This is a genomic window from Palleronia sp. THAF1 (genome assembly GCF_009363795.1).
Classification (GTDB): domain Bacteria; phylum Pseudomonadota; class Alphaproteobacteria; order Rhodobacterales; family Rhodobacteraceae; genus Palleronia.
The window spans coordinates 165,250-190,278 of sequence record NZ_CP045420.1; the positions used below are offsets into that span (position 1 = coordinate 165,250).

General features: G+C 60.9%; 29 protein-coding genes and 1 pseudogene. 18 read left to right on the forward strand and 12 right to left on the reverse strand.

All coding sequences use genetic code 11. From position 1 onward, the window contains the following. Window positions 1-9: 9 nt before the first annotated feature. Window positions 10-603 carry a hypothetical protein gene (locus FIU81_RS00805; protein WP_172971364.1) on the reverse strand — a complete coding sequence of 198 codons (594 nt, stop codon included), beginning with the start codon at window positions 601-603 and terminating at the stop codon, window positions 10-12. A 154-nt stretch (window positions 604-757) separates the two neighbouring features. Between FIU81_RS00805 and FIU81_RS00810 the strand changes: the two genes are divergently transcribed. Next, window positions 758-1,183, forward strand: a complete 426-nt coding sequence (locus FIU81_RS00810; protein WP_254695959.1) for a Crp/Fnr family transcriptional regulator — start codon at window positions 758-760, stop codon at window positions 1,181-1,183. A 192-nt stretch (window positions 1,184-1,375) separates the two neighbouring features. Here the strand turns inward: FIU81_RS00810 and FIU81_RS00815 are convergent, their stop codons facing one another. Then, the gene (locus FIU81_RS00815; RefSeq protein ID WP_124111177.1) at window positions 1,376-2,497 is read right to left on the reverse strand and encodes a sialidase family protein; all 1,122 of its coding nucleotides are present in this window, start codon (window positions 2,495-2,497) and stop codon (window positions 1,376-1,378) included. A gap of 681 nt (window positions 2,498-3,178) precedes the next feature. Between FIU81_RS00815 and FIU81_RS00820 the strand changes: the two genes are divergently transcribed. The 7 genes and pseudogenes from FIU81_RS00820 to FIU81_RS00850 all read left to right on the forward strand — a co-directional run bounded on the left by FIU81_RS00820 (window position 3,179) and on the right by FIU81_RS00850 (window position 9,351). Then, window positions 3,179-3,544 carry a hypothetical protein gene (locus FIU81_RS00820; protein WP_124111139.1) on the forward strand — a complete coding sequence of 122 codons (366 nt, stop codon included), beginning with the start codon at window positions 3,179-3,181 and terminating at the stop codon, window positions 3,542-3,544. Window positions 3,545-3,850: 306 nt separating this feature from the next. After that, window positions 3,851-5,311: pseudogene (locus FIU81_RS00825) on the forward strand (TolC family protein). A gap of 30 nt (window positions 5,312-5,341) precedes the next feature. Then, entirely contained in the window at window positions 5,342-6,700 is a 1,359-nt protein-coding gene (locus FIU81_RS00830; protein ID WP_124111138.1) for a multicopper oxidase family protein, read from the forward strand. Between the two features lie 32 nt (window positions 6,701-6,732). Beyond that, window positions 6,733-7,233 (forward strand): plastocyanin/azurin family copper-binding protein, encoded by a 501-nt coding sequence (locus tag FIU81_RS00835; protein ID WP_216644265.1) that lies wholly within the window; start codon window positions 6,733-6,735, stop codon window positions 7,231-7,233. A 38-nt stretch (window positions 7,234-7,271) separates the two neighbouring features. Then, window positions 7,272-7,751 carry a plastocyanin/azurin family copper-binding protein gene (locus FIU81_RS17070; protein WP_124111137.1) on the forward strand — a complete coding sequence of 160 codons (480 nt, stop codon included), beginning with the start codon at window positions 7,272-7,274 and terminating at the stop codon, window positions 7,749-7,751. A gap of 37 nt (window positions 7,752-7,788) precedes the next feature. Then, on the forward strand, window positions 7,789-8,082 hold the full coding sequence (locus FIU81_RS17075) for a copper-binding protein (protein WP_124111136.1): 294 nt from the start codon (window positions 7,789-7,791) through the stop codon (window positions 8,080-8,082). A 603-nt stretch (window positions 8,083-8,685) separates the two neighbouring features. Then, complete coding sequence (locus tag FIU81_RS00850; protein ID WP_124111135.1) at window positions 8,686-9,351, forward strand: L,D-transpeptidase; 666 nt, start codon at window positions 8,686-8,688, stop codon at window positions 9,349-9,351. 82 nt (window positions 9,352-9,433) lie between these two features. On the opposite strand, the gene FIU81_RS00855 is transcribed toward FIU81_RS00850, so the two are convergent. Further along, window positions 9,434-9,748: a hypothetical protein gene (locus tag FIU81_RS00855; RefSeq protein WP_254695960.1), complete on the reverse strand. Its 315-nt coding sequence runs from the start codon at window positions 9,746-9,748 to the stop codon at window positions 9,434-9,436. A 104-nt stretch (window positions 9,749-9,852) separates the two neighbouring features. Between FIU81_RS00855 and FIU81_RS00860 the strand changes: the two genes are divergently transcribed. Further along, complete coding sequence (locus FIU81_RS00860; protein WP_124111134.1) at window positions 9,853-12,201, forward strand: heavy metal translocating P-type ATPase; 2,349 nt, start codon at window positions 9,853-9,855, stop codon at window positions 12,199-12,201. A gap of 63 nt (window positions 12,202-12,264) precedes the next feature. Then, on the forward strand, window positions 12,265-12,777 hold the full coding sequence (locus tag FIU81_RS00865) for a L,D-transpeptidase family protein (RefSeq protein WP_124111133.1): 513 nt from the start codon (window positions 12,265-12,267) through the stop codon (window positions 12,775-12,777). On the opposite strand, the gene lspA is transcribed toward FIU81_RS00865, so the two are convergent. From lspA to FIU81_RS00910, 9 genes are read right to left on the reverse strand one after another with little or no spacing between them, the layout of a single operon-like run. Beyond that, window positions 12,768-13,262 (reverse strand): signal peptidase II, encoded by a 495-nt coding sequence (gene lspA, locus FIU81_RS00870; protein WP_172971366.1) that lies wholly within the window; start codon window positions 13,260-13,262, stop codon window positions 12,768-12,770. The two genes, FIU81_RS00865 and lspA, sit on opposite strands and share 10 nt — an antisense overlap. 4 nt (window positions 13,263-13,266) lie before the next feature. Continuing rightward, window positions 13,267-14,049, reverse strand: a complete 783-nt coding sequence (locus FIU81_RS00875; RefSeq protein WP_124111132.1) for a ZIP family metal transporter — start codon at window positions 14,047-14,049, stop codon at window positions 13,267-13,269. 27 nt (window positions 14,050-14,076) lie between these two features. Further along, window positions 14,077-14,532 (reverse strand): DUF411 domain-containing protein, encoded by a 456-nt coding sequence (locus FIU81_RS00880; protein ID WP_124111131.1) that lies wholly within the window; start codon window positions 14,530-14,532, stop codon window positions 14,077-14,079. A gap of 3 nt (window positions 14,533-14,535) precedes the next feature. Continuing rightward, the gene (locus FIU81_RS00885; RefSeq protein WP_124111130.1) at window positions 14,536-15,909 is read right to left on the reverse strand and encodes a M23 family metallopeptidase; all 1,374 of its coding nucleotides are present in this window, start codon (window positions 15,907-15,909) and stop codon (window positions 14,536-14,538) included. After that, window positions 15,906-16,532: an SCO family protein gene (locus FIU81_RS00890; RefSeq protein ID WP_124111129.1), complete on the reverse strand. Its 627-nt coding sequence runs from the start codon at window positions 16,530-16,532 to the stop codon at window positions 15,906-15,908. The genes FIU81_RS00885 and FIU81_RS00890 overlap by 4 nt, the downstream gene beginning before the upstream one ends. Beyond that, entirely contained in the window at window positions 16,532-16,981 is a 450-nt protein-coding gene (locus FIU81_RS00895) for a copper chaperone PCu(A)C (RefSeq protein ID WP_124111128.1), read from the reverse strand. Before FIU81_RS00895 ends, FIU81_RS00890 begins: the two co-directional genes overlap by 1 nt. 47 nt (window positions 16,982-17,028) lie before the next feature. After that, entirely contained in the window at window positions 17,029-17,688 is a 660-nt protein-coding gene (locus FIU81_RS00900) for a DsbA family protein (RefSeq protein WP_124111127.1), read from the reverse strand. Then, window positions 17,685-18,086 carry a disulfide bond formation protein B gene (locus FIU81_RS00905; protein ID WP_124111126.1) on the reverse strand — a complete coding sequence of 134 codons (402 nt, stop codon included), beginning with the start codon at window positions 18,084-18,086 and terminating at the stop codon, window positions 17,685-17,687. Before FIU81_RS00905 ends, FIU81_RS00900 begins: the two co-directional genes overlap by 4 nt. Window positions 18,087-18,109: 23 nt before the next feature. Continuing rightward, window positions 18,110-18,706: an SCO family protein gene (locus FIU81_RS00910; RefSeq protein ID WP_172971367.1), complete on the reverse strand. Its 597-nt coding sequence runs from the start codon at window positions 18,704-18,706 to the stop codon at window positions 18,110-18,112. A gap of 185 nt (window positions 18,707-18,891) precedes the next feature. On the opposite strand from FIU81_RS00910, the gene FIU81_RS00915 reads away from it, so the two are divergent. The 8 genes from FIU81_RS00915 to istB all read left to right on the forward strand — a co-directional run bounded on the left by FIU81_RS00915 (window position 18,892) and on the right by istB (window position 25,029). Continuing rightward, on the forward strand, window positions 18,892-19,320 hold the full coding sequence (locus tag FIU81_RS00915; protein WP_108892396.1) for a MerR family transcriptional regulator: 429 nt from the start codon (window positions 18,892-18,894) through the stop codon (window positions 19,318-19,320). A gap of 66 nt (window positions 19,321-19,386) precedes the next feature. Further along, a complete protein-coding gene (locus FIU81_RS00920; RefSeq protein WP_254695962.1) occupies window positions 19,387-20,028 on the forward strand; it encodes a cation diffusion facilitator family transporter in 642 nt (213 codons plus the stop codon). A gap of 1 nt (window position 20,029) precedes the next feature. Further along, window positions 20,030-20,356 carry a YnfA family protein gene (locus FIU81_RS00925; RefSeq protein ID WP_124111171.1) on the forward strand — a complete coding sequence of 109 codons (327 nt, stop codon included), beginning with the start codon at window positions 20,030-20,032 and terminating at the stop codon, window positions 20,354-20,356. A gap of 69 nt (window positions 20,357-20,425) precedes the next feature. Then, complete coding sequence (locus FIU81_RS00930; RefSeq protein ID WP_124111125.1) at window positions 20,426-21,346, forward strand: cation diffusion facilitator family transporter; 921 nt, start codon at window positions 20,426-20,428, stop codon at window positions 21,344-21,346. Between the two features lie 15 nt (window positions 21,347-21,361). After that, entirely contained in the window at window positions 21,362-21,724 is a 363-nt protein-coding gene (locus FIU81_RS00935) for an STAS/SEC14 domain-containing protein (protein ID WP_124111124.1), read from the forward strand. After that, window positions 21,706-22,491 carry a heparan-alpha-glucosaminide N-acetyltransferase gene (locus FIU81_RS00940; RefSeq protein ID WP_216644266.1) on the forward strand — a complete coding sequence of 262 codons (786 nt, stop codon included), beginning with the start codon at window positions 21,706-21,708 and terminating at the stop codon, window positions 22,489-22,491. The genes FIU81_RS00935 and FIU81_RS00940 overlap by 19 nt, the downstream gene beginning before the upstream one ends. Window positions 22,492-22,759: 268 nt before the next feature. Further along, entirely contained in the window at window positions 22,760-24,205 is a 1,446-nt protein-coding gene (istA, locus tag FIU81_RS00945; RefSeq protein ID WP_254696033.1) for an IS21 family transposase, read from the forward strand. Beyond that, a complete protein-coding gene (gene istB, locus FIU81_RS00950) occupies window positions 24,202-25,029 on the forward strand; it encodes an IS21-like element helper ATPase IstB (protein ID WP_254695963.1) in 828 nt (275 codons plus the stop codon). Before istA ends, istB begins: the two co-directional genes overlap by 4 nt.

Here is a 25,029-nt window from a genome sequence, read left to right on the forward strand (position 1 = left end):
TCGCGGGTGTCAGTGTCCGTGCCCATCTTCACCACGCGCCAACATCAGATGATGTTCACGATGATGATCCTGGCTCGCCATCAATCCGAAGAACCCCAATCCGCTAATCCGGGCGATTACGGCGGGATCGTCGCTGGTCACGCGCAGCGCGAAGCCGTTTTCTCGTTCCGAGACTTCTACTGTCCAGCGATCATCCCGCGTGAGTTGCGCGGCATGGGCTGGAATCATGCGCCGGAGGGTGGCTAGCGTATCCGCATTGCCCGTTGCCAGCGCAGACAACCCATCTGGCAACGCCGTCTCCGTAACCTGTGTTTCCAAGACCAGCCGATCCATATCGACCAAATGTGCCCGCAGGCCCACCAAATCGACTTGTGACCAGTCCGTGTCAGGGTCGGCTTCCAGCACCCGCACGACTTCGGAGAGCGCCGCGAAGGCCCCTTGCCCTGGCTCGGTCAGCACACCGCTGTCGGCCAAGTTGCTTTGACCATGCGCCGCTTGATCCATTCCCCCACCGTGATCGGAGTGTATTGTTTGCGCCAAGGCGATGGCCGCGCCACCGACAATGACCGTCGCGGCCAGGATTACTTTCAATCGCATCGTCATTCCTCGCTCGGATGTGGCAGCACCCTACCGGCTGTGCGTGGAAGCTCGTATGATTTCTATCATGTCTGATTGGCAGCACTTATTCGATGACGCTCCGCTTCGCACTCTTGAGCAGGGGACGGTTCTGTTCCGGCGGGAGGATCGTGTCAGGTCAATGTATCTTGTAGGGTCCGGCGCGGTTGCGCTGGAACGCCCGATGAAAGACGGAACCGCACTCACCCTGCATACTGCGACGGCAGGCACCGCGCTGGCCGAGGCATCCCTGTTCGCAGAGACGTATCACTGTGATGCGGTTGCGCGGACGCCTGCTCAGATCGCAACCATGCCTCGTGCCGATTTTCTGGCGGCATTGCGGGATGAACCGAACGCGGCTCTGAGCCTTATCGAAACCCATGCCCGAGAGGTCCAGGCACAGCGGGCGCGCATCGAGATTCTGCGCCTGCGCCGTGTTACTGACAGGCTGGACGCATGGCTGGACCTTCACGGAGAGCCAGAGAAGGGTGAGTGGATCAGGGTTGCCGACCAGATCGGTGTATCGCCGCCCGCGCTCTATCGGGAATTGGCCCGGCGACGGACCTAAAACAGGCCGTTGAGAAGCAGCGCGGGGCGCCGAGGAGTTGGACCGGGCGTGGTCGGCATGTCGGCTGTAAATGTGGCAGAGCTGTAACAGGTCACGTCAGTGAATTAATCTTATTCCAATTATTCTATCAGTTGGTCTGCGTAAGGGTTCGTTGAGGCGAATGGGTTGTTGGTAAAAACATTTCACAACGCATCATTGGACCAACTCCACTGTTGCGTGCGCCAACCGGACAATCACTGCGCCTGCCGCCCGCCCGCCTGTCTCCCTCGACGTTTCGTTCCACGCAATCCACACATCCGCGCCTGACGCGACCATGCGCGGAAAGCCAATCGTCCGACCCGTGCGGACGAGGGTCAGCGCAACCGGTGTGCCGCAGCCATTCGGCGGTGTGGCGCGGCAGACAAGAACGGCTTCGCCTGCGGCGCTCCGCTCGACCCAGCTGAAGAGTGCCGTGCCATCGGACAATTGTACCACGTCCACCCCGCCGAAGGGCGCGCCGAGGTCGATGCCCATCGGTTGTCCGAAACTCGCACCCTGGTCGTCGGAGAAAGCCATCTTGACAGCAGGAATGCCGTTCGCCGCCGTGAACCACACCAGAGCGACCCGGCTGCCATGGGCGTCGATAGCGGGACCGTTCACGGGGCAGCCAGAAATCTCCCAGCCGTCACCACTGATCCCGACGGGTTCGGACCAGACTCCATCGACCTGGCGCACCAGGGAAATGTCCCTGATTTCGTCCACCGTCCTGTCGCGATAGGCTAGGAGGACCGTGCCGTCGTCCAGTGCTACTGCCGTAGTCTGGCAACAGGTGCAGGTCCGGTCGTCGAGCAGGACCTCTTTTGCAAGCTCACCGTTGGCGGCAAGCGTCGTGGCGCGCAGCTGCATGGCATCCTCCCCGGCCTCGGCGGCACTCTGGCTGTCGCCGGTGTCGTGGTTTCGCCCGTCGAGCCACATTGCCATGATCCCGCCGGACCCGTCGGGCACCATCGACACGAAGCCGTGCTGTCGCTCCGTCCCGTCCCGTTGCGGGACGATCCCTGCACCCCATGTGGCACCGTTATCTTGCGACAGGGAAATATTGGTGTCGTAAGCATAGTAGCTGTCGCCGTTCATTCTCGACCAATTGATGGCGAGCGTTCCATCCGGCAACGCCGCTACCAAGGGAAAATCGGCATAATTGATGAACAGGTCATCACCCTCCACGACCGTGACCGGTTGCGACCATTCAGATCCGTCCAGGATCGCGGTCCTGACGGCGGCGTGAACCGGCCCGTCCGTCTCGATCCAGGACATCAGAACGCGGCCATCGGGCATAATGGCAAGGGACGGACCTTCCGCGTTCAGTGCGGCCGGGGTGTCAATTTCTTCACTGAACACGAACACTTGTGCCGCAGCCGATACACTGGAAAGCATCAAAAGAAAGACGCCTAGAACGTTAAAAAATACAGGATGACGCATTAGACTGACCATTCGTATGTCACGGATTATCATAGTCGATAGTTTCGATGTGGACGGAAAATACCACAATGAACCGCACCGGATCTGACGGAAGCTCCAACTCCTGAGTAGGACGGAGCATCATGAGCAAGACAACGAACAAGTGTTTCGCCGAGGTGCGCGAGCGCGCGGTCTGGATGGTCCCTGAGCGTGGCATAGAGCAGCAGGTTGTGGGCGGCATGTATCGCCCGGAGCCTCACTCGATAGGACGCTGCACATCTGTCGGTCGGCTTAGACATCGGTGAAAGGCTTTTGGGTTCTTGGTTTCAGTAAATTTCGCCGCAGGCGTCATGATGCTAACGCCGTAGAGTGGCACTGGACAGGGAACTGGCAGCATAGCTGTCAGTATCTCGATTCAGTACTTTTGTGGTAGTCAATGCGCAGACCGGCGAATTTCTTCGCTCCAAGGCAAAATGCCTAGGGCGGTTTTCAGGACGATTTCACATACCTACAGCGGGTATGTTGACAAGGATGCATAGCCTTTCTAGATCAAAGTCTATGAACACGCTTGTCGCCCTTCTGAAGCTGATCCGCATGACCATGGTACTTGCCGTGGTCACGGTTCTTGCACTTGGGGCATTGGCCGCACCCTTGTCGGCCGCGCACGCTTACCATGCCTCGACGTCTGCTGATGATGGGATGACGCACGCTGTTCATGAAGTAGGGACCTGCTCCGCCGACCACGTGCTAGATTCGCATGATGCAGGCGACGGATCCTGCTGTGTCGGCACTTGCACGACGATCCTTGGAGTTGCTCCGAGCGCGCATGTCACTGTTGGCCGGATCAGCGAGATTGAACCGTCCGATAATCGGATTTTCGCGCAAGCCAATACCATCGAATTCATTCGTCCGCCGCGTTTCTGATCCCATGATCGTGGCCCCCATGGGGCCTGACATCGGATTCTGATCCCGCAACGTCGGGATTTGCTTGAGACGAGCAGGACAGTTCATGACCATCAAGTTACTCACCGCCGGGGCGATGCCCTTGGTGCTGGCAGCATGCAGTGCCGCCACCCCTTTGCCGGATACCAGCTTTCTGGTCGCGCCCGCAGCCCCGACGGTTGCCCCTCGATAAACCGGATATTCCAACCCCATTCGCAACTACACCATGCGGCCTGTGGTCGATCCGGCCGACTGGCGCGAATCCAACCAGTCACAGGAAGGTCAATAATGGCGTTCCTGAAAATGACTATCGCTGCGTTACCGTTCGCTCTTGGTGCCTGCGCAGCAACGATACCGGCTGGGATTACGACACCAGGCGCTGGATTTGGACTCGTCGCGAGCAAAACGCAGGTCGCGACCGGAAAGCGTTCCGTCTGGTTGCAGAACGCGTCGCAAGCGCAGCAGGTGGCGCGGGACGTCCATGCTATGACGCATCGGAAAACCATTTCGGCAGACACTGCCGTACAGGTGGCACTCTTTAACAATCGCGGCCTTCAGGCGTCCTATGCCGCAATTGGGCTTTCGGCAGCCGAAGTCTGGCAGCAAGCAACACCCGAGAATCCTATCGTATCCGTGGGTCTCCTCGGCATCGGCGCTCCCGAACTCGGGTTGTTCCGGGCTCTTGAATCCGTGGTTGCCGTGAATCTGCTGGATGCGCCGACGCGGAAGCGGCGGGTCGCGGTCGCGCAAGCCGACTATCAACGCGCGCAGATGCAAGCGGTTGTCGATACCCTGTCTCTGGCGGCCCAGACGCGCACGGCCTGGATTGATGCAGTGGCCGCGTTCGAGACGGTCGCACTTCTGAATGAGGCGTCCAAGACAGCGGATGCGTCGTCCGAGCTTGCAGCCAGGCTTGGACAGACGGGTGCCTTGAACCGGGCCGGATAGGCGCGCGAGCAGGTCTTTGATGCCGAACTCGCCGCGCAGACGGCCGAGGCGCGGCTGGCAGCGGCATCCGCCAAGGAGCAACTGACGCGCCTCATGGGGCTATGGGGGACGGAAGTGGATTACTTCGTGCCCGACGCACTCCCATCCCTGCCGGGCAGCCTTCGCTCAACCGCCGGAATTGAGGCACGCGCCCTTCAGAACCGGGTCGATCTTGAAGTTGCACGGCTGAGTCTCGCCGCAACTGCTGCGGCCTACGGACTAACCGATGCAACCCGGGTTCTTACGGACCTGGAAGTGATCGCCGGGGCGGAACTGGAACGCGAGGCCGAAGACGGCGAGATCGAGAAGGAAGTGACGCCGCAGGTCGAGCTGGAATTCCAAATCCCGATCTACGACAGCGGCAAAGCAAGGCTGCGGAAGGCCGAACTTTCCTATCTGCAAGCGGCGAACGTGCTGGCCGAAACGGCCGTCACAGTGCGCTCGGAGGCGCGGGTCGCCGAAACGCAGTACCGAGGCACTCATGCCATTGCACGACAATACCGGGATGTCGTCCTGCCCCTTCGCGAGATCATCAACGAGGAATCCCTTCTCGCCAACAATGGCATGATCGCCAGTACCTTCGAGCTTTTGGTCGATGTGCGCGAAGGCTTGGGAAGCGAACTCGACGCGGCGGAGGCCAAGCATCAGTTCTGGCTCGCTGCGGCCGGTTTGCAGACTGCGATTTACGGCGGGAATGCCGGCGGTGGCGGCGAGGGAGGCGGTGGCGTCGACCTCGGCGGCGACGGCGGAGCCGGACACTGAACCCTGACACTTATTCAAAGGAACGAAACGATGCTCAACAGACGTCAACTTCTCGGTACCGGAGTGGCAGGTGCTACTCTGGTTTCCACTCAGGCCTGGTCCCAGACCTCGAACCGCAGTCTGCCGGAAGCCGCGCTGACAAGCGCGTCGGGCACTCAGACCCCCGTCGCCCCCACCACCGGGGTCGATTACAATCCCGTGGTCACACTTAACGGATGGACCCTGCCGTTCCGAATGAAGGACGGTGTGAAGGAATTTCACCTCGTCGCAGAACCGGTAGAGCGTGAACTGGCCGAAGGCACCACTGCATATCTCTGGGGCTACAACGGGACCTCCACTGGCCCGACCATCGAGGCCGTGGAAGGCGACCGGGTTCGCATCTTCGTCACCAACCGCCTTCCCGAACCGACCTCTGTTCATTGGCACGGACAGATCCTGCCCTCGGGCATGGACGGCGTGCACGGCCTGAGCGGTCCGGGCATTCCAACCGGAAAGACCTACGCTTACGAGTTCGACCTGCTGAAGTCGGGCACGTTCATGTACCACCCCCACGCCGACGAGATGGTGCAGATGGCAATGGGGATGATGGGTATGTTCGTCGTTCACCCCAAGGACCCGACCTTCCGCCGTGTCGATCGCGACTTCCTGATCATGCTGAATGCCTTCGACATCGATCCGGGAACCTATGTTCCGCGCATCATGGAGATGACGGATTTCAATCTGTGGACGTGGAACAGCCGCATCTTCCCCGGAATCGATCCGCTGGTTGTCAGCCAAGGGGATGATGTGCGTGTGCGCGTCGGCAACCTGACGATGACGAACCATCCGATCCACATGCACGGATACGACTTCAAGGTCTCTTGCACCGATGGTGGTTGGGTGCCGCCGGAAGTCGCTTGGCCCGAGGTCTCCATCGATATTCCGGTGGGCGCGATGCGCGCCTTCGATTTCAAGGCGGACCACTTGGGCGACTGGGCGATCCACTGCCACAAGTCGCACCACACAATGAACGCGATGGGACACGATATCCCGACGTTCATCGGGGCCGACAAGACGGCCGTGACACAGAAGATCCGTCAGGTGCAGCCCGAATATATGCCGATGGGTACCGCTGGCATGGCCGACATGGGCAAGATGGAGATGCCGATCCCCAAGAACACCGTTCCGATGATGAACGGCTGGGGAAAGTACGGGCCGATCGAGATGGGCGGCATGTTCTCGGTCGTGAAGGTTCGCCAAGGAATTGCGGCGGGCGACTACTCCGACCCCGGCTGGTACGACAGCCCGCCGGAAACCACGGTGGCCGAATGGACCGGCGACGTGCCCGCGCCTGTCGAAGTTACCGATGCGGCCACCCGTTACACCGATCTGTCAAAGATCAGCGGCTGAGAAACCAAAGAGCAGTAGTGAGGAGTCTTACGATGAAGAAGACACTTGTTGCGGTCGCCATGCTCGGAGCGCTTGCCGCTCCGGGCATGGCACTTGCAAACGGCTATCACCGGGGCGCCCACGACGGCCCGGTGCTCCACGCCGGAAACGTGCCGATCGGGTATCCCGGCGAACCCGCGCTGATTGATCGGACCATCCGCGTGTCGATGGTCGATGCCTCCGATCATGTCATGGGTTTCAATCCGGACGCGATCGAAATCGCGCACGGCGAGACTATCCAATTCGTCCTTACGAACGAAGGATCCGGGCCCCACGACTTCGTAATGGCGACGCCCGGGGAAATCGCGGATCACCGCGATGAGATGCAAGGCTTCGATGACATGCGTCATGAGGCTGACTATGCCGTTCGGGTCGAGCCCGAAGAGACCCGGACACTCATCTGGACATTTGCGAACGAAGGAGACTTCGAATTCGCCTGCCTGATTCCCGGCCATTACGAGGCAGGAATGCACGGTCCCCTGACCGTCGACTAACCTCCCAACACAATCCTCAACATCCAGAAGGAAAAACTATGAGAAAAACGATAATTCTCTCGGCAGCAATGCTGTCACTGACCGCTCCGGTTTTCGCTGCGGGCAAGCATGAGGGCGGCCACGACGACGCTGAGATGGCGATCGGCATGCCTGCGGATGCGGACCAGGCCAGCCGGACGGTGGAGGTCTCGATGCTCGAAACCGATGATGGCGAAATGCTGTTCGAGCCGCGTAAGCTCACTTTTTCGGAGGGAGAAACGGTCCGTCTCGTGATCACCAATGATGGAGAGCAGGAACACGAATTCGTCCTCGACACCGCCGAAGCCAATCAGGAGCACAAGGAACTGATGGCAAGGTTCCCTGAAATGGAACACGACGATCCGAACGCCGTCCGGCTTCAGTCGGGCGAAGAGGGCGAAATCGTCTGGACCTTTGCGAACGAGGGTGAGTTCGAGTTTGCCTGCCTCATCCTCGGTCACTACGAGGCAGGCATGCACGGTCCCGTCGTGGTCGAGTGAACAACCCTACTTCCCCTATCATACTAAGGAAAACAACATGAAGAAACTATTCATCTCGACTCTCTCCGCGACCGCATTTGCCGTTGCTGCGACCTCGTCCATGTTGCTGGCGGCGGAGCCGACATTCACCAAAGGCAGTGTGAAAGCGCTAGATGCCGAAGCCGGAAAGGTGACGATCATCCACGAAGAACTCGTAGATCTCGACATGCCCGCCATGACAATGGTGTTTCGCGCGGACGAGGAAACCCTCGCACGCATGGCCGAAGGTCAGGACATCGAATTCGTTGCGGATCGCGTCGAAGGCAAGCTCACAGTCGTAGAGCTAAAGTAGCAGAAAAAGTGCAGGAAGCCGGTCGCGACCGGCTTCCTGCACATGAAACGAACGTCATCTAGAATGGACTTGTCATGCCACGTTCCGGTCATGATGCGATCCGTAAAATTCTGGACCGTTTGAGAGCGTAGTTTTCGGCAATTTTTCCTGGCTGGAAGAGGAGCGGAATTCCGCGACGAAGTAACCCGCCATCCTATGGTATCCAACGGAAAGCCAAAGCCGCCATTCATCCGCTCCGCAGCTTCGGTCAAAAAGGGCTCGAAGCCGACCTTCGCTGCCCGTCGCTGCAAAGTCAGCTATGCGGAACTTGCCGTCGTTGAGCCAGATTACTCGAATGACCGGTTCAGCAGTCCGAAACAAATACGGAGACAATCCCCTTCAATTTATGAGCAACAGTATTGAGATTTCCGAGCGGCGGAAGATATTACTGGATTTCTTTAGATCGGTTCCCAGGGAGATGCGTTCGCACATGTCTCCAGAGAATCCTCACAATTTTCTGATCGCGGAGCCTTGAACCTCTAGCTGGTGTAGGTCCCATCCTACTGCAAAGTGTCTCGAATTCTTCGGCGACACCGAGCTAAATATTGAAGAGGGAAGCAAAGCATGCTGACAAGACGCCATTTCATTGCAACGAGTTCCGCGCTGTTTTCGGCTGCGGCAGCAGGTCCCGCTCTTTCGAGCACCCAGCCGACTGCAGCGGAAAAGGCTGCTTGGGACGCGCAGGTGACACCGCCGGGCTTTGATCCGGCGACCTCCAATCCGTGGGGTCTGGACCCGCGGTTCCTGCCACAACGGGTCGTTGCGAACGACGGGCTGACTCCGGGCGACATCCATGTCGATGCAGTAGCGCGGTATCTCTATCATATCGAGGAAGGTGGGACTGCGATGCGCTATGGGGTGGCCATCGGGCGGGGCGATCTTTACGAGCCGGGCACCTACACGATCAAGCGCAAGGTCGAGTGGCCGCACTGGACGCCAACCCAGTCGATGATCGAGCGCGAGCCCGAAGTCTATGCGCAGTACGAGGATGGAATGGAACCGGGTCCGAGCAATGCCTTGGGGTCGCGGGCGCTCTATCTCTATGTCGGAGACCGGGATACCTATCTGCGGATCCACGGTACGCCTTATCCACGGTCTATCGGTTCGCGGGCAAGTTCAGGGTGCGTCCGCATGGTTATGGCACACATCAACCAGCTTTACCCAAAGGTCGAGCTCGGTTCGACCGCGTATCTTTACTCGGCCGACGACAGCGTATCCCCGCGCAGTTGAAGGCGCAAAACCACGGCTTCCGGCGCGAAATGTCGTCGGAAGTCGTCCGATCAGACCGTTGCGAGCCATCCGGTAGTGGTGGTCACGTTTCAGAAGGTGCGCAAATCTGTTGGCCACCCGGCGTGCGAAGCGGGAGTTCTGTTGTTTCGACACGGCCGGAATGGCGATACCAGTAGCACCCGTCTTCGGGTCTCAGCCGCGCCGAGGCAACATCCTGGTCAGATGCCGCCAAGCCAAAAAGTTGGGCCTGAAGCGCCTCTTGCTGACGTGTCTCGCGGGCTGTGCCATCAAGTGTCGAACACGCACCAAGGGCGAGCGTTGCCACAGCAAAGGTTATCGGTCTGAAGCGCATGGCCATTTCCCCGTCGTTTTCCGATTTGGAGATAACCTTTTCCATCCTCGCACTCGATGAACAACGCCAAAAACACGATTGGGTCTTGAAGCTCTAGCTACTGTAGGAGCTATCTCAATGGCTGAACTCTCAAGTTTAGAGGTCCGCCAATGCCTTCCGACCCCCATGTTCACGATCACGTCACCGCACATCGGCAAGAGATGGTTGGTTGTTGCGGCAACGCACACGATGACGAAGGGATGGCGACAACCGCGACGACCCCGGGCGATGGGCGCAACTTCCAGGTGTTCGGTCTCGATTGCGCAGAGGAGATCGCAATTCTCAATCGCGTTGTCGGACCCGAGATCGGCGGCAAGGAGCATTTGGCCTTCGACGTCATCAACGGGCGCATGACCGTTCTGGACAGCGCCAAACCCGTCACAGACGACCGGGTTGCGGAACTGGTGGCAAGCACCGGCATGACGGCCCGGCCATGGGATGCCGAAACGGCTTCGCAAGATCAGGCAGCCCATCTTTCCCGTCAGAAACGATTTACTATGCTCAGCGGCGGTCTCTGGGCTGCAGGGTTCCTGTGGCACCTGATCGAGACCGGGCTGGGTGGTGCGGTCGGCATATTTTCTGGCCATGGCAATGCTCCGATGCCATTGATCGAGGCAGGTCTGTTTGGAATCGCGATCCTGTTCGGTGTCTGGCTGGTTGCGCCCAAGGCTTGGTCTTCAGCGAGAAGGCTTTCGCCGGACATGAACCTGCTGATGGTCGTGGCGGTCGCGGGTGCGATCGGCCTGGGCGAGTTCTTCGAGGCGGCAACTGTGGCCTTCTTCTTCTCGCTTTCCCTCTATCTCGAAAGCTGGAGCGTCGGCCGGGCGCGCAATGCGGTCTCGGCCCTTTTGGACCTTGCGCCGCCGACGGCGCGACTGATCCGGGCGGACGGCACCGAGGCGGACGTTCCGGCGACAGATGTCGCTATCGGGGACCGTTTCATCGTGCGTGGCGGTGATCGCATCGCGCTTGACGGAGAGGTGACAGACGGTGCCGGCGCGGTCGATCAAGCCCCCATCACCGGCGAAAGCGCGCTGGTCGCCAAGGAACCCGGCGACGAGGTCTATGCCGGCACGATCAATGGCGAAGGCACGCTGACCGTGCGCGCGACGAAACTTGCATCTGATACGGTGCTGGCAAAGATCATCCGCATGGTCGGCGACGCTCATGCCCGCCGCGCGCCGGTAGAGCAATGGGTGGCGAAATTCGCGCGCATCTACACGCCCGTGGTCATGGCAATTGCGGTCGCGATCGCGCTTTTACCGCCGCTTCTCTTCGGTGGCGCCTGGGACTCCTGGTTCTACAATGCCCTGGTGCTCCTGGTCATTGCCTGCCCCTGTGCTCTGGTGATCTCGACACCTGTGTCGATCGTCGCCTCGCTGACCGCGTCGGCGAGGGCGGGCGTGCTGATCAAGGGCGGTGCCTATGTCGAGGCACCGGGCCGGACGACGGCGCTGGCAATGGATAAGACCGGCACGATCACGATGGGCGAGCCGGAGGTGGCGGGCATCCACACCATAGGTCAGGTAAGCGAAACCGAACTCCTGTCCCTCGCAGCCGCACTGGAAGCGCGCTCGTCGCACCCGCTAGCGCGCGCGATCCTGGACCGCGCCGCAAGCGATGGTCTGACCGTCACCGCAGCGGACGAGACGCGTACAGTGCCCGGCCGGGGTCTGGAAGGGCAGTCTGATGGACGGTCGATTTGGCTGGGCTCCGACCGCTTCGCCGAGGAGAAAGGCCACGGCAAAGCGATCCCCGGCGACTTGCGGACCCGTATCGAAGCCAGCGGATCCACGCTCGTCGCAGTGGGTGACGATACCGGGGTCGTCGGCGTCCTGGAGCTGCGCGACCGGATCAGGCCGGATGCAAAGGGCGTCATCGCCGCGCTGCATGCGCAGGGCGTGAAGACCATCGTCATGCTGACCGGAGACAACGAACGCACCGCGCGTGCCGTCGCGGCCGAAGTCGGGATCGACGAGGTCCGAGCCGAGCTTCTGCCGGAGGACAAGGTCACGGCCATCGAGGAACTGGTGGCCACTCACGACATGGTTGCGATGATCGGTGACGGTGTGAACGACGCGCCGGCGATGGCGCGGGCGCATTACGGCATCGCCATGGGGGCTGTCGGCTCTGATGCGGCAATCGAGACAGCAGATATCGCGCTGATGACCGACGACATCGCCCGGGTTCCGTGGTTGATCGGTCATTCGCGCCGCACCATGTCGATCATTCATCAGAATATCGGCATTTCTCTGGCGACGAAAGCCGCGTTCGTCGTGGCCACTGCCTTCGGATTAGCGTCGATGTGGGGGGCCATCGCGGCCGATGTGGGCGTGTCGCTTTTGGTGGTGGCCAACGCCCTGCGACTGCTGAACGCTGCCGAACGCAAGTCACCCCCGAAAGGTGGCGAGCCGGTGGGCGAACGCATGGCACAGGGCGCGCTGGCGCACGGACATTGATCCGCACGCATTCTTGTGGCTTATCCGACGAAGTAGAGAACCTCGAAAACGGGGCATCCATCGATGCAGTATATCAGACTCACGAGACGGATCGCGCTGCTTGGCGCTGCGGCCACGCTTCTGTCGGCCTGTGCGACCAAGTTCCGCAGCTATGATGGCCCTCAGGTTTCACGCCTGCGGCTTTTCAAGGGAAGACGGTTGCTCGTTCTCGATGGCGCCGAAGGGCCCCTGCGCACCTATCCCATCGGACTGGGTTTCGCACCGATCGGTCACAAACAGTTCGAAGGAGACGGACGGACGCCTGAGGGATCGTATGTCATCGACCGACGCAATCCCGACAGCCTGTTCCACCTGTCGATCGGTATCTCCTATCCGAACGCGCAGGACCGGGCCTTCGCCGCCACTGAAGGCAAATCGCCCGGGGGCGACATCTTCATTCACGGCGGGCCGCGGCCCGGGATCGACCCGGTCGACAAGCGCGACTGGACGGCGGGCTGCATTTCGGTGACGGATCGGCAAATCGAGGAAATCTACGCCATAGTGCGGGATGGAACACCTATCGAAATTTATTCCTGACCAACCCTCGAGCTGTTCCCGTGCCGCTCGAAGACAGATGCCAAAAGCAGCAGCGCGACGCCGCAGACCACAAAGACATCCGCCAGATTGAAGGCGGGCCAGTGCATTTGCCCAGCATAGAAATCCAGGAAGTCAGTGACCCCGCCGAAGCGCACGCGGTCGATGACGTTGCCGAGCGCGCCGCCGATGATCGCCCCATAGGCCAATGCCTCGATCCGGCTGTCCGAGCGGTACAACATGATGGCCAGCCAGAGGCAGATACTCGAGGCAAGAAGCGAGAGACCCCACCATGGCGTACCGCCAAGCATGCCGAACGTCACGCCGTCGTTGCGCCCGAAGACAAGGTTGAAGCCCGGAAAAACGGCAATTTCGGAGCCCAAGGCATCGGCATTTGCGACGACAACTGCCTTAGTTGCCTGATCGGCGATGATGGCGGTAATCGCGCTGGTCAGGCCCAGAGCACGCGGGCTGTTCATACTCGTCATGATCTTATCCAAGCCAGACATCGAGGAACAGCATGAGAACCAGCCCGACCGACAGGCCAAGGGTCGCGCGGTTCTGGTTGCCGCTTCGGTGGGTTTCGGGAATGATCTCGTGGCTGATAACGTACAGCATCGCACCGGCCGCGAAGGCGAGACCCCAGGGCAGAAGCGGTTGCGAAAGGCTGATGATGCCCGCGCCGATAAGCCCGCCGACAGGTTCGACCATCCCGGTCAGAGCAGCGATGCCCCACGCACGCCACTTCGAATAGCCTTCGCCCAGTAGCGAAACCGCCACCGCGAGCCCTTCGGGCGCGTTCTGCAGGCCGATCCCGAGCGCGAGCGGCAGGCCGCCGGAAAGGCCGTTGGCACCGAAGCCGACCCCGACGGCGAGGCCCTCGGGGAAGTTGTGGATCGTGATCGCGAAGATGAACAGCCACACACGCCTCAGGGCGACCGCGTCCGGCCCCTCCCGGCCCGTCGAGAAGTGCTCGTGCGGTAGCTTCTCGTTCAACATAGCGACCGCGCCCATACCGAGCAGGATCGCGACACAGACAATGGCGGCTGGCGCGGCACCGTTCTCGAACTGACCTTCGGCCGCGTCCAAGGCCGGGATGATCAGCGAGAAGAACGACGCGGCCAGCATGACGCCGGCTGCAAAGCCGAGCGACAGGTCCCTGGTGGCCCGCGATGGGATACGACCGAACAGCACCGGTACTGCGCCGATTGCGGTCAGCGAACCGGCCGCGAGGCTTCCGAAGAAGCCTAGCGCTATCGGAGATAGGGATTCCAAATCAGATTTCCTTCCGAAGGCCTTGGGTCAGTTGCCGGGATAGCTGGCAAAAACCTCGGTCGAGCCATCTTTATTGATCAGAAAGACATCGTATGCATCGCGACGACTGCCCTGATCCATGCCCGGGGACCCCAGCGGCATCTTTGGTACGGCGAGGCCCACGGCCTCCGGGCGTTCCTCAAGCAATCTGGATATGTCCGCAGCCGGGACATGGCCTTCGATCACGTAACCATCGATCAGGCCCGTATGGCAGGACACCATCCGCTGAGGAACGCCGTTGTCGAGCTTGAAGCGGACAAGAGATCCACCGAACATGTTGTGCCCGGTCGTCTCGAAGCCGTTTTCGTCGAGATGGTTCATCCAGGCGACACAGCAGCCGCAGCTGTTGGTCTTGTAGACCTCGATCTGCGATTGCTCTGCGGAAACCTTCGCAACGGGAAAAAATGAGAGGGCGAATGACAGGACCATGATCGGTCGTTTCATTGGTTAAAGCCTTTCGTGTGAGGTTTCTGCAAGCAAGGCCGCGAGTTGTTCGTTAAGAAGAGCCCGTGCCGCGCCGAGGCGCGCGACGGCGCCGTCGTTCTGCGCTTCTTGCTTTGCGGCCTGCGCGAGACGTTCGTCTGAAAGAGGGTCGGTGGGCCGTCCGTCGACACGCACCTCGTAGTGCAAGTTGGGACCAGTCGCCGTACCAGTCGCGCCGACACGGCCGATCGTATCGCCCGCCGCCACGCGATCGCCAACCGCCAGCCGGTCTGGAACCGCACTGAGATGCGCGTAGCGGGTCATGGTCTCGGAGCCATGCGCGATTTCAACGACCCGCCCGTAACCGCCGCGTCGCCCGATGAAGCTGATACGGCCGGGCGCGGTTGCCGAAATCGGTGTTCCGCGCGGTGCGGCGAAATCCACCCCAGTATGCATCCGAGTATCGCCATAGACCGGATGCGTCCGGCGACCGAAGACCGAGCTTAGGCGCGCGCCTTCGACGGGTTGAGCAAAGACCCGCATCACCTCGCCGTCCCGATAGATCGTAGCCTGTCCGGTGCCATCGTCGGGCCACACGATTTCGAATTGCGTATCGCCGAGGTCGAGCACCGCGAAATTCAGTTCGGGTTGCCCGATCACTCCGCCTTCGACCCGTTGCTCGCGCCACATCAACCTAATGACCTCGCCTCCCGAGAGGTCCCGCCGAAAATTTACCGTGCCGCCAAGCATCTCTGCCAGATCGACTGCAAAGCGCGCGGGGATACCTGCGTCGGCGAGCGCCCCGAAGACGGAACTCTCGATGTGTGCCTCCGCCGCGAGGATCACCAGCTCGGGTTCGGGGGAAAGAACGCGGGTCGCTATATTTGGCCCGAAGACGGTTTCGATCTGAACGCCGTCGTCGACATCCAGCAACACCCGTCGCAAGGCTCCTTTGATCTCCGTCTCGACCGTCAGACCATGTCCTGGACGTAGCCTGCGCAAATCATATTCCGCTGCAAGCGCAAGGGAGACCTCAGCGCGCTCAGAACCTTCAAGCCCTGCCTCCGCCAGGAGCACGTCGAGTGTTTCGCCAGCGGCGACTTCGCGCGACCAGACCTTTAGAAGCGGCGCGATCACCGGGGCAGATGTCCCGGCGATCTCAGCGACGGTAAGAACTGGGGTTGTGAAGGTAGGTACTACTTCGTCCTGATCGAATTTCGGATCGAGGGCAGCCGCGCTGGCAAAGGTGGGCACCTCCATAGGCTCCGGCATCCAGGAAGCGGCGGCGCGAAGCGCGAGCGGAACAGGTTCCTGTCCCGTCTTGTCCAGTAAAAGGATACCGCCCGTTACGAAGCCGCCCGCCGCGAATATTCCTGTCACCAGATACCTGATTTTCATGTCGCCTCTCCCGTTTCTTCTTTCATCGCGCGCCGGATCTTCGGCACCGCGAATTCCCGCGGTTCGTGATAGTCGATGGTCGTGACGAACCGGCCCTCGACGTCGAACAAGAATACGCTCGCCGTGTGGTTCATCGTGTAGTCACCGCCCTCTGTCGGTACTTTCTCGTAGTTTGCGCGGAAACCTTCAACCGCACGGGCGATCTGGTCGTCGGCGCCGGTCCATCCCTCGATCGCGGGATGAAAGTAGTCGACATATTCCGCCATGGCCTCGACCGTGTCGCGGTCGGGATCGACCGTGATGAACACGACATCAAGCCGTTGGGCATCGTCGCCCAGTGCGTCCAACCAGTCCGAGATATCTGCCAGCGTGGTCGGGCAGACGTCCGGGCAATAGGTGAAGCCGAAGAACACCAGGCTGGGTCGCCCTACCAGCGTGTCCGGGCCGACATCTTCGCCGTCCTGGTTCGTCAACCGGAACTCCATCTCGTCAAGCGGTAGTGGACGTGTACCGATCTCCGGCGGCGCTCCAGGTCCATCCACGCGCCACCAGCCCACAAAAAGCACAAGGCCGACCACCGCGATTGCCGCAGCGGCGTAGGTCAGGAATGGACGACGCCGCATCAGCCTTCAGGTCCACGCGCGGCAATGCCGAGGACCGGCACCTCGATTTCGATCTCAACGCCATCCGAGAAGATCAGCGTCATCGGGACGGTTTCGCCCTCTTTCATGGGCTCTTGTAGCTTCATCAGCATCGCGTGAAGCCCGCCAGGTTCCAGTGAAACGTTTTCTCCCGGCGCAACGGTGATTTCTCCCGCCGGGGACATGGTACTGATACCGCGTTCGTCCGTTTCGGTCAGATGAACTTCCGCCATCATGGCGACAGGTGTCTCGACGGCCGTCAATGTCACGGGCTCTGCGCCCACGTTGCGCAATGTCAGATAGGCTGCACCCGGTCGACTTTTCCCGATTGAGGCTCGCGCCCATGGCTCTTCGACGACGATGTCGTCGGTGCCGGCCGACGCAGTGTTGGACAGGCTTGCGGTCGCAGCCAGACTAGCCAGAATAGTCATCACTTTCCAAGTCACGTGTTGATCTCTCAATTTTTGGTTCGGTCCAATCACGCGCCAGCCGCCGCGACCTCTTCGGCAACCAAAGCGCGCAACCCCGCTTCGCCGAACGGCTCGACCGGTTTGCTGTTGACGAAGAAGGTCGGCGTCTGCCGCACGCCAACGGCTTCAACATCGGCGCGATCCTGGTTGAGGATGCCGATCGTCTGCGGCGCCTTCACCTGCATTTCCGCGGCTTCGATGTCCAGACCGGCCTCGGCGGCGATTCCCAGTATCAGGCCGGGCTCTGGCGCGCCGTGGGACGCCCACCGGGGCTGCTCGCGTAGGACGGCTTCCAGGACCGGTAGATAAACATCCTGCATCCGAGCCGCTTCGAGTACCCGCACTGCTTCCTCGGACGCTGCACCATGGAACGGGGTATAGCGAATCACGAGACGCACAGTTCCGTCATACTCGGCCAGGATATCCTTGATGATCGGGTGGAACGCTCGGCACGCCTCGCAGGCCGGGTCGAAGAACTCGACGATCGTGACGGGCGCGTCCTCGGCACCCAGCACGGGAGAATACGGACGGACCAGCGTTTCAGCGATTTCGGGCGTGACGGCTTGGTTTTGGGCAACCGGCGCGGGCCGCGTTACGAACCAGGCGGCTATAGTGAATAGCACCAGGGCGAGCGCTAGAACAGAAAGGATCACGGGGCGGCGGGTCATGGTTTTCTTTCTTTGAGTGAAGCGACGGACAATGCAGCGATAAACGCGAAAGCCAGAAGCGATAGCAGCGGGATCGGCATGCCGAGGATCAACTGGTTTTCGTCCGTGCAGGACGGTCCACTGGCAGTGCAAGGTTGGACACGTTCAGGCAGCAGACCGGTATAAAGCCCCAGATGCCACAACGCGATCGCACCACCACCAAGGGACAGAGCCAAGGCATATCGCCCAACACGCAAGTCGTTCCACCAAAGGCCGAGACCCAGGACAATCGCGATCGGAAACATGAAAGCCCGCTGAAACCAGCACAGATTGCAAGGCGTCTGGCCCAGAACCTCACCGATGAAAAGCACGGCGAGCGAGGAGAACAACGCAACAACCCAAGCCCCCGAAAGCGCCATTTCTGCGGAGGGTGTCGACCTCGTCACGGCAATAGCTCCCGCAGGTCCGCAAGAATGGCTTCGGCGGGCGTTCCGTAGGCCCAAGTCGTGACAAAGTCGGCATCCGGACCGAAGAGCAGCAGATGCGATGTGTGAGCCATCGTGTAGCCGTCCGGCGCGGCGGCCTCTTCGATCTTCTCATAGAAGATGGGGAAGTTCCGGGCCGTCCGTTCGATTTGATCGGGTGTCCCGGTAAGGCCGATGATGTCCGCGTCGAACATCGGCACGTAATTGGCGAGAGCGACCGGCGTGTCGCGTTCGGGATAGATGGAGACGAAAAGCGGCTGAACCTTATCGGCATCGTCTCCGAGCGTGTCGACGACGACCGCGACTTCGGCGAGAGTTGTTGGACAGACATCGGGGCAATTCGCGAACCCGAAGAAAACCAGCATCCATCGTCCCGCAAAATCATCCTGTGTCCGGACCATTCCGGTATGATCCGTAAGTTCGAACTCGGCCTGAATCGCATTTCCGGTCTCCCGCGCGGTGTCGAAGCGGTAGTCGACCCAAAGCAGAAGCCACAGAAAAAAAAGTGCGGCGATACCTACCAGCGTCCAAAGGGATTTCTGCAGAAATGTCATTCTCAATGTGCCTTGGGATCTCTGGGGGGCCTTGTAAGCGCGGGAGATACATCCTGCAGCTGCTAGAGGTTCAAGCCATTTCCATCGCATAAGTCGTTTTGTCGCAAATCTGTGATTGGAGCGAAGAACGCTTGTCAGTCCACGATCCGGAACCTACTGGAGCTGTAGCTTTAAAGAGGTTGGACATGCTGACGATTGGTAATCTCGCCAAGAAGACCGGGACCAAGGTCCAGACGATCCGCTACTATGAACAGATCGGCTTGATGCCCGAGCCGGGGCGAACGGCGGGCGGTCAGCGTCGCTACGGGGAAGACGAACTCGACCGGTTGGCTTTCGTGCGCCATGCCCGTCAGCTGGGCTTCACGCTCGAAGCCATCAGGGAGCTTCTAGACCTGAGCGATGAACCCGACCGATCCTGCGAGAACGCTGACGCAATCGCGCGTCGGCAGCTTCGTCAGGTTGAGCAGCGCATCGCGCGTCTCGAGGCCTTGCGCACCGAGTTGAAACGCATGGTGCGCGAATGCGCTGGCGGACAAACGGCCGATTGTCGAGTGCTTGAGGTCCTGCGGGACCATTCGGAATGCTTAACCGATCACGATGAGATTGGTGCATAGGCACTGCCATACGGGAACAATGAGGCCGGGCGATCCGTTCGCCCTTCGCCGCTAGGGAGACACGCGTTGAGCGCAAGCATTCAGCCGAAAGACGCGCGTCAACGTCGTATCCTGTGGATCGTGCTCTTGCTGAATGCGGCGATTGCGGTGGCGTTCTTCATAACCGGCGCGTTCGGCGACTCCACGTCGCTGATCGCCAACGGCCTCGACAACACATCCGACGCGTTCGTCTATGCCCTGAGCCTGTTCGCGCTGTCCCGGTCGGCCAGATGGAAGCGGATCGCAGCGACCGTTTCCGGGAGTGTGCTGATCCTGTTCGCCATCGGTATTCTGTTCGACGCCGGCCGCCGTTACCTCGAAGGATCGGAACCGCTGGGCCCTGTGATGATCGTGATGGCGCTGATTGCCGCCGCTGTGAACCTCGTCTGCGTCGTTCTCTTGCGCAGGATCTCCGATCCGGATGTCAACGTGCGCGCCGCCAACATTTTCACGATGAACGACTTTCTGGCAAATGCCGGCATTATCATCGCCGGTATGCTCGTCGCTTGGCTGGGGACCAACTGGCCCGATCTGGCGGTCGGTGTCGCCGTGGCTGTCGTGGCCGCCTGGGGCGGGATTGAGATATTGAAGGATGCGCATGGAGAGCATCACGAGGCTGTCCACGACGATCCTGTCGGTCAGAAAACTCGCCAGCGAACCCGCGACTGACATGCACGCAGCTGTTGCTTATCCCTTAGCTGCATTGGCCGAGATTGCCGGTTGCTTTGCAATTTGGGCGTGGTGGCGTCTTGGGGCCACGTCACTCTGGCTGGTGCCCGGAATCCTATCGCTTGCAATCTTCGGTTGGCTGCTTGCACAGGTCGAGACCGCTGTCGCGGGACGTGCCTTTGCGGCCTATGGCGGCGTCTATATTGCGGCGTCCGTGCTCTGGATGTGGCTGGCCGAAGGCCAACGCCCGGACAGATGGGACCTGGTAGGAACCGCAGTTTGCCTGATCGGCGCAATGATCATTCTAGCAGCGCCGCGGGGGACGTGATCAGAGGGCTTGAACCTATAGTTGCTGTAGCCCTTACATCCCTCTTCGAACGATTCGAGGAGTCTTTTTGTGCCGCACGATCACAGCCACGCCCACCTTGACCCCGATTCCGGCGACCGCCGCGTCTCCATAGCGATTTGGGCCAACGGTATTCTGACGGTCGCGCAAATCGTGGGCGGAATCCTGTCCGGCAGCCTCGCCCTGATCGCCGACGCGTTGCACAACTTTTCGGATATGGCATCGTTGGTCATCGCGTTCGTGGCACGAAAGATCGCGCGGCGTCCCGCGGATGAACGCATGACCTTTGGCTACGGCCGGGTCGAGATCGTCGCCGCTCTCATCAACTACACGACGCTGATCCTCATCGGTTTCTATCTCATCTACGAAGGAGGAATGCGGATCATCGACCCGCCGGAGGTCGGCGCCTGGACCGTGGTGATACTCGGCGGGGTGGCACTGGTCGTGGATACCCTGACGGCGGTTCTCACCTACTCGATGCAGAAGGGCAGCGTGAACATCCGCGCGCTGTTCCTGCATAACCTGTCGGACGCACTGGCCTCGGTCGCCGTGATCGTGGCTGGGACACTCATCCTGCTCTACGACATGTGGTGGGTCGATCCTGCAATCACGATCGGAATCGCGCTCTATATCCTCTATCTCGCCGTTACCGAGATCGGTGGCCCGATCCGCACGCTGATGCTGGGCAGCCCGCCGGACATGGACAACGGGGCGGTCATCGATGCGATGCGCGACGAAGATGGCGTGGCTGATGTCCACCACGTCCATCTCTGGCAGATGCAAGAGCATGAGGCCGCTCTCGACTGCCATGTCGTGCTGACCGATGGGGGCTGGGACCGGATCGAAGACATCAAAGCCGCGATCAAAAACCGCCTCAAAGAGGAATTCGGCATCGGGCATTCAAGCCTCGAATTCGAGCATGAAAACCGCTCGCACGAGAACGCCGACCTCTACGGCCACGGCAAGTCCTAAAAATAAGAGAATTCCATGTTTACGGAGATCGAGACGGCGGACAGCAATGTCATCGGCATCGCCTGCCCGGGTAAGCTGAGCGAAAGCGACCTGGAGAGAATGCATGGGCCTCTGCACGAGCGGCTCGAAAGGCCAGGCAAACCCGGTCTCGTTCTCGATCTGACCGACTTCGACGGCTACGAGGGCCCGACTGCGATGCTGGAAGACCTGGAGATCGACACCGCGCACGCGAACGACTTCAGCCGCGTGGCCGTCGTTGGCGAAGGCGTCTTGATGGAATGGGGCACAAAGCTGGCCGACGCCCTGACCCGAGCCGAGATGTACAGCTTCGACCCAGCCCAGATGGGAGCGGCAATCGAATGGGTGCGTGGAAGTTAGAGTTGTTTATGCAAGAATTGCCCGCATCGGAAATCCTCGACCCGAAGACCGGCATCCCGCGTCTCGACATCGTCGATGTCGTTCGAGGGATCGCGATTGCGGGTGTCGTGCTCTTTCACCTGGTTTGGGACCTCGCCTTCCTCGGTGTCATTCCTCCGGGAATCTCCGTTCACCCATTCTGGTTACTGTTCGGTCGCTTGCTCGCGGGAACGTTCATGGTCTTGGTGGGCGTAAGTCTCGTGCTCGCAACAGCAGGCGGTTTCCGGCGACAGGCATTTTTACGACGTCTCGTCGTTCTGATTGTGGCCGCGGTGATCATCAGCGTCGTAACACGCGTGATCTTCCCGCAGAACTTCGTCTATTTCGGCATTCTGCACGCGATCGCGGTCGCGAGCGTGGTGGGCGTTCTCGTTTCACGGCTCTCCACATCCGTCATCGTGGGGCTTGGCTTCGCGACCTATGCGTTGGGCTTTCTCTGGACATCGGAAACCTTCGATCCGCGATGGCTGGCCTGGACCGGCTTCGCGGCCTATCCACCGCCCAGCAACGACTTCGTTCCCTTTTTCCCGTGGATCGGATTGACGCTGTTCGGCATCGCAGGAACCCGGATCGCTTTCGCGCGAAACTTGATCCTATACGCTCGCCCGTTGCACGGACACACGGCGCGATCTTTGGCATGGCTCGGCCGACACAGCCTGACGGTCTACCTGATCCATCAACCCATACTGCTTGGCCTACTGATCCCGATGGTCAATCTTGCAAGATGAAGCGGATTTCGCAGGTCCGGGTCGAAAACCAGCTCTGGTGCAGATACACTAGATTGCGGTGATCGCGAAAGCGGCCCTGCGGCAGAAACCTAGAGCGTCAAAACGGCCTGAGAACGGCGGTGGAAAAGTCGGCCACGGGAGCGGCGGGATGAGCTTGCTGCGGGCGGCGTAAAAGTCGGCCACCTTGACCCTTTCTGATGACAGGGAGGGCGGGAGGATTTTCACCATGGACTTGTATCGGAAGGTTCGGCTGGCCTGTGCGGAGGGCATGAGCCAGCGAGAGGCGGCGCGGCATTTCAACATCTCGCGCGATAGCGTGGCCAAGATGATGGCGTTCTCGGTTCCGCCCGGATACCGGCGGACGGCCCCCGTGAAGCGGCCGAAGCTGGACGCGTTCACCGGGATCATCGACGGCTGGCTGGAAGGCGACCGCGAGGTCCATCGCAAGCAGCGGCACACGGCAAAGCGGGTGTTCGAGCGGCTTCGCGACGAGCATGGCTTCACCGGCGGCTACACGATCGTAAAGGACTACATGCGGGAGCGCGAGCGTCGCGGCCGCGAGGTGTTCGTGCCATTGGCGCATCCGCCGGGCCATGCTCAGGCCGACTTCGGCGAGGCGGTGGTCGTAATCGGCGGGGTCGAGCAGAAGGCGCATTTCTTCGTTCTGGATCTGCCGCACAGCGATGCCTGCTTCGTGCGAGCGTATCCCGCGGCGACGGCGGAAGCATGGGTCGACGGCCACGTCCACGCTTTCGCGTTCTTCGGCAAGGTGCCCGTTTCGGTCGTCTACGACAACGACCGCTGCTTGGTGGCGAAGATCCTCCCGGACGGGACGCGCCGGCGGGCCACGCTCTTCAGCGGGTTCTTGTCGCATTACCTGTTCCGCGATCGTTACGGCCGCCCTGGCAAGGGGAACGACAAGGGCAACGTGGAGGGGTTGGTCGGCTACTCCCGCCGCAACTTTATGGTGCCGATCCCGCGGTTCGCGACTTGGGATGCGTTCAACGCCTACCTGGAGGAGCGGTGTCGCAAGCGGCAGTCGGACGTCCTGCGCGGCCAATCCGAGACGATCGGGGACCGGCTCGCCCACGATCTGGCCGCGATGTCCGACCTGCCGGCGGCGCCATTCGATGCCTGCGACCAGGCCACCGGGCGGGTCAGCTCCCAGGCGCTGGTGCGCTATAAGACCAACGACTACTCGGTGCCGGTGGCCTACGGCCACCGTGACGTCTGGATCAGGGGCTATGTGGACGAGGTGGTCATCGGCTGCGGTGGCGAGGTCATCGCCCGTCATCCCCGCTGCTACGACCGTGAGGACACGGTCTTCGATCCGGTGCATTACCTTCCGCTCATCGAGCGCAAGATCAACGCTTTGGATCAGGCTGCGCCCTTGGCTGAGTGGGATCTGCCGCCCGAGTTCGCGACCCTGCGCCGCCTGATGGAGGCGCGGATGATCAAGGCCGGGCGCCGCGAATACGTCCAGGTCCTGCGGCTGCTGGAGACCTTCGACGTCGACGACCTCCAGGCCGCCGTGAAGAAGGCGCTGCACCTAGGCGCGGTCGGGTTCGACGCCGTGAAGCACCTCGTCCTCTGCCACGTCGAGAGGCGGCCGCCGAGGCTCGACCTCGACGTCTATCCCTACCTGCCGCGCGCTGAGGTCGCGACGACGTCGGCGGCCAGCTACATGGCCCTGCTGTCGGGGGATGCAGCATGACCGCGGCCCCGAAGATCCTGCTCGCGGATCATCTGAAGACGCTGAAGCTGCCCACCTTCCTGCGCGAGTATGAGAAGCTGGCGCGCCAGTGCGCCGCCGAGGGGCTCGACCATGTCCAGTTCCTGGCCCGTCTCGTGGAGCTGGAACTGATCGACCGCGAACGCAGGATGGTCGAGCGCCGCATCAAGGCTGCGAAGTTCCCGGCCGCCAGGAGCCTCGACAGCTTCGACTTCAAGGCGATCCCGAAGCTCAACAAGATGCAGGTGCTGGAGCTTGCCCGCTGCGAATGGGTCGACCGACGCGAGAACGTCATCGCCCTTGGGCCCAGTGGCACGGGCAAGACCCATGTCGCTCTCGGATTAGGACTGGCCGCCTGCCAGAAGGGGCTGTCGGTCAGCTTCATCACTGCCGCGGCGCTGGTCAACGAGTTGATGGAGGCCCGTGACGAACGCCGATTGCTCCGACTGCAAAAGCAGCTGGCCGGCGTCAGATTGCTGATCATCGACGAACTCGGGTTCGTGCCGCTGTCCAAGACCGGCGCCGAGCTCTTGTTCGAGCTGATCTCGCAGCGCTACGAGCGCGGCTCCACGATGATCACCAGCAACCTGCCGTTCGACGAATGGACGGAGACCTTCGGCACCGAACGTCTGACCGGCGCTCTGCTCGACCGGCTGACCCACCATGTCACCATCCTCGAGATGAACGGCGACAGCTATCGGCTTGGTCAGAGCCGCGCCCGTAAGGCCGAAGCCACTACCTGGTCACCCGTCGCAGGATTGGCCCTCCGGGCCAAAGCGCCATGGCACGCGCCAGCTATTTGGTGA

Coding starts and splice junctions, on each gene's coding strand:
- FIU81_RS00805 (WP_172971364.1), bottom strand. CDS start 603: ATGACGATGCGATTGAAAGTAATCCTGGCCGCGACGGTCATTGTCGGT.
- FIU81_RS00810 (WP_254695959.1), top strand. CDS start 758: ATGTATCTTGTAGGGTCCGGCGCGGTTGCGCTGGAACGCCCGATGAAA.
- FIU81_RS00815 (WP_124111177.1), bottom strand. CDS start 2,497: ATGCCCGATGGCCGCGTTCTGATGTCCTGGATCGAGACGGACGGGCCG.
- FIU81_RS00820 (WP_124111139.1), top strand. CDS start 3,179: ATGAACACGCTTGTCGCCCTTCTGAAGCTGATCCGCATGACCATGGTA.
- FIU81_RS00830 (WP_124111138.1), top strand. CDS start 5,342: ATGCTCAACAGACGTCAACTTCTCGGTACCGGAGTGGCAGGTGCTACT.
- FIU81_RS00835 (WP_216644265.1), top strand. CDS start 6,733: ATGAAGAAGACACTTGTTGCGGTCGCCATGCTCGGAGCGCTTGCCGCT.
- FIU81_RS17070 (WP_124111137.1), top strand. CDS start 7,272: ATGAGAAAAACGATAATTCTCTCGGCAGCAATGCTGTCACTGACCGCT.
- FIU81_RS17075 (WP_124111136.1), top strand. CDS start 7,789: ATGAAGAAACTATTCATCTCGACTCTCTCCGCGACCGCATTTGCCGTT.
- FIU81_RS00850 (WP_124111135.1), top strand. CDS start 8,686: ATGCTGACAAGACGCCATTTCATTGCAACGAGTTCCGCGCTGTTTTCG.
- FIU81_RS00855 (WP_254695960.1), bottom strand. CDS start 9,748: ATGGAAAAGGTTATCTCCAAATCGGAAAACGACGGGGAAATGGCCATG.
- FIU81_RS00860 (WP_124111134.1), top strand. CDS start 9,853: ATGCCTTCCGACCCCCATGTTCACGATCACGTCACCGCACATCGGCAA.
- FIU81_RS00865 (WP_124111133.1), top strand. CDS start 12,265: ATGCAGTATATCAGACTCACGAGACGGATCGCGCTGCTTGGCGCTGCG.
- lspA (WP_172971366.1), bottom strand. CDS start 13,262: ATGACGAGTATGAACAGCCCGCGTGCTCTGGGCCTGACCAGCGCGATT.
- FIU81_RS00880 (WP_124111131.1), bottom strand. CDS start 14,532: ATGAAACGACCGATCATGGTCCTGTCATTCGCCCTCTCATTTTTTCCC.
- FIU81_RS00885 (WP_124111130.1), bottom strand. CDS start 15,909: ATGAAAATCAGGTATCTGGTGACAGGAATATTCGCGGCGGGCGGCTTC.
- FIU81_RS00890 (WP_124111129.1), bottom strand. CDS start 16,532: ATGCGGCGTCGTCCATTCCTGACCTACGCCGCTGCGGCAATCGCGGTG.
- FIU81_RS00895 (WP_124111128.1), bottom strand. CDS start 16,981: ATGACTATTCTGGCTAGTCTGGCTGCGACCGCAAGCCTGTCCAACACT.
- FIU81_RS00900 (WP_124111127.1), bottom strand. CDS start 17,688: ATGACCCGCCGCCCCGTGATCCTTTCTGTTCTAGCGCTCGCCCTGGTG.
- FIU81_RS00905 (WP_124111126.1), bottom strand. CDS start 18,086: ATGGCGCTTTCGGGGGCTTGGGTTGTTGCGTTGTTCTCCTCGCTCGCC.
- FIU81_RS00910 (WP_172971367.1), bottom strand. CDS start 18,706: ATGACATTTCTGCAGAAATCCCTTTGGACGCTGGTAGGTATCGCCGCA.
- FIU81_RS00915 (WP_108892396.1), top strand. CDS start 18,892: ATGCTGACGATTGGTAATCTCGCCAAGAAGACCGGGACCAAGGTCCAG.
- FIU81_RS00925 (WP_124111171.1), top strand. CDS start 20,030: ATGCACGCAGCTGTTGCTTATCCCTTAGCTGCATTGGCCGAGATTGCC.
- FIU81_RS00935 (WP_124111124.1), top strand. CDS start 21,362: ATGTTTACGGAGATCGAGACGGCGGACAGCAATGTCATCGGCATCGCC.
- FIU81_RS00940 (WP_216644266.1), top strand. CDS start 21,706: ATGGGTGCGTGGAAGTTAGAGTTGTTTATGCAAGAATTGCCCGCATCG.
- istA (WP_254696033.1), top strand. CDS start 22,760: ATGAGCCAGCGAGAGGCGGCGCGGCATTTCAACATCTCGCGCGATAGC.
- istB (WP_254695963.1), top strand. CDS start 24,202: ATGACCGCGGCCCCGAAGATCCTGCTCGCGGATCATCTGAAGACGCTG.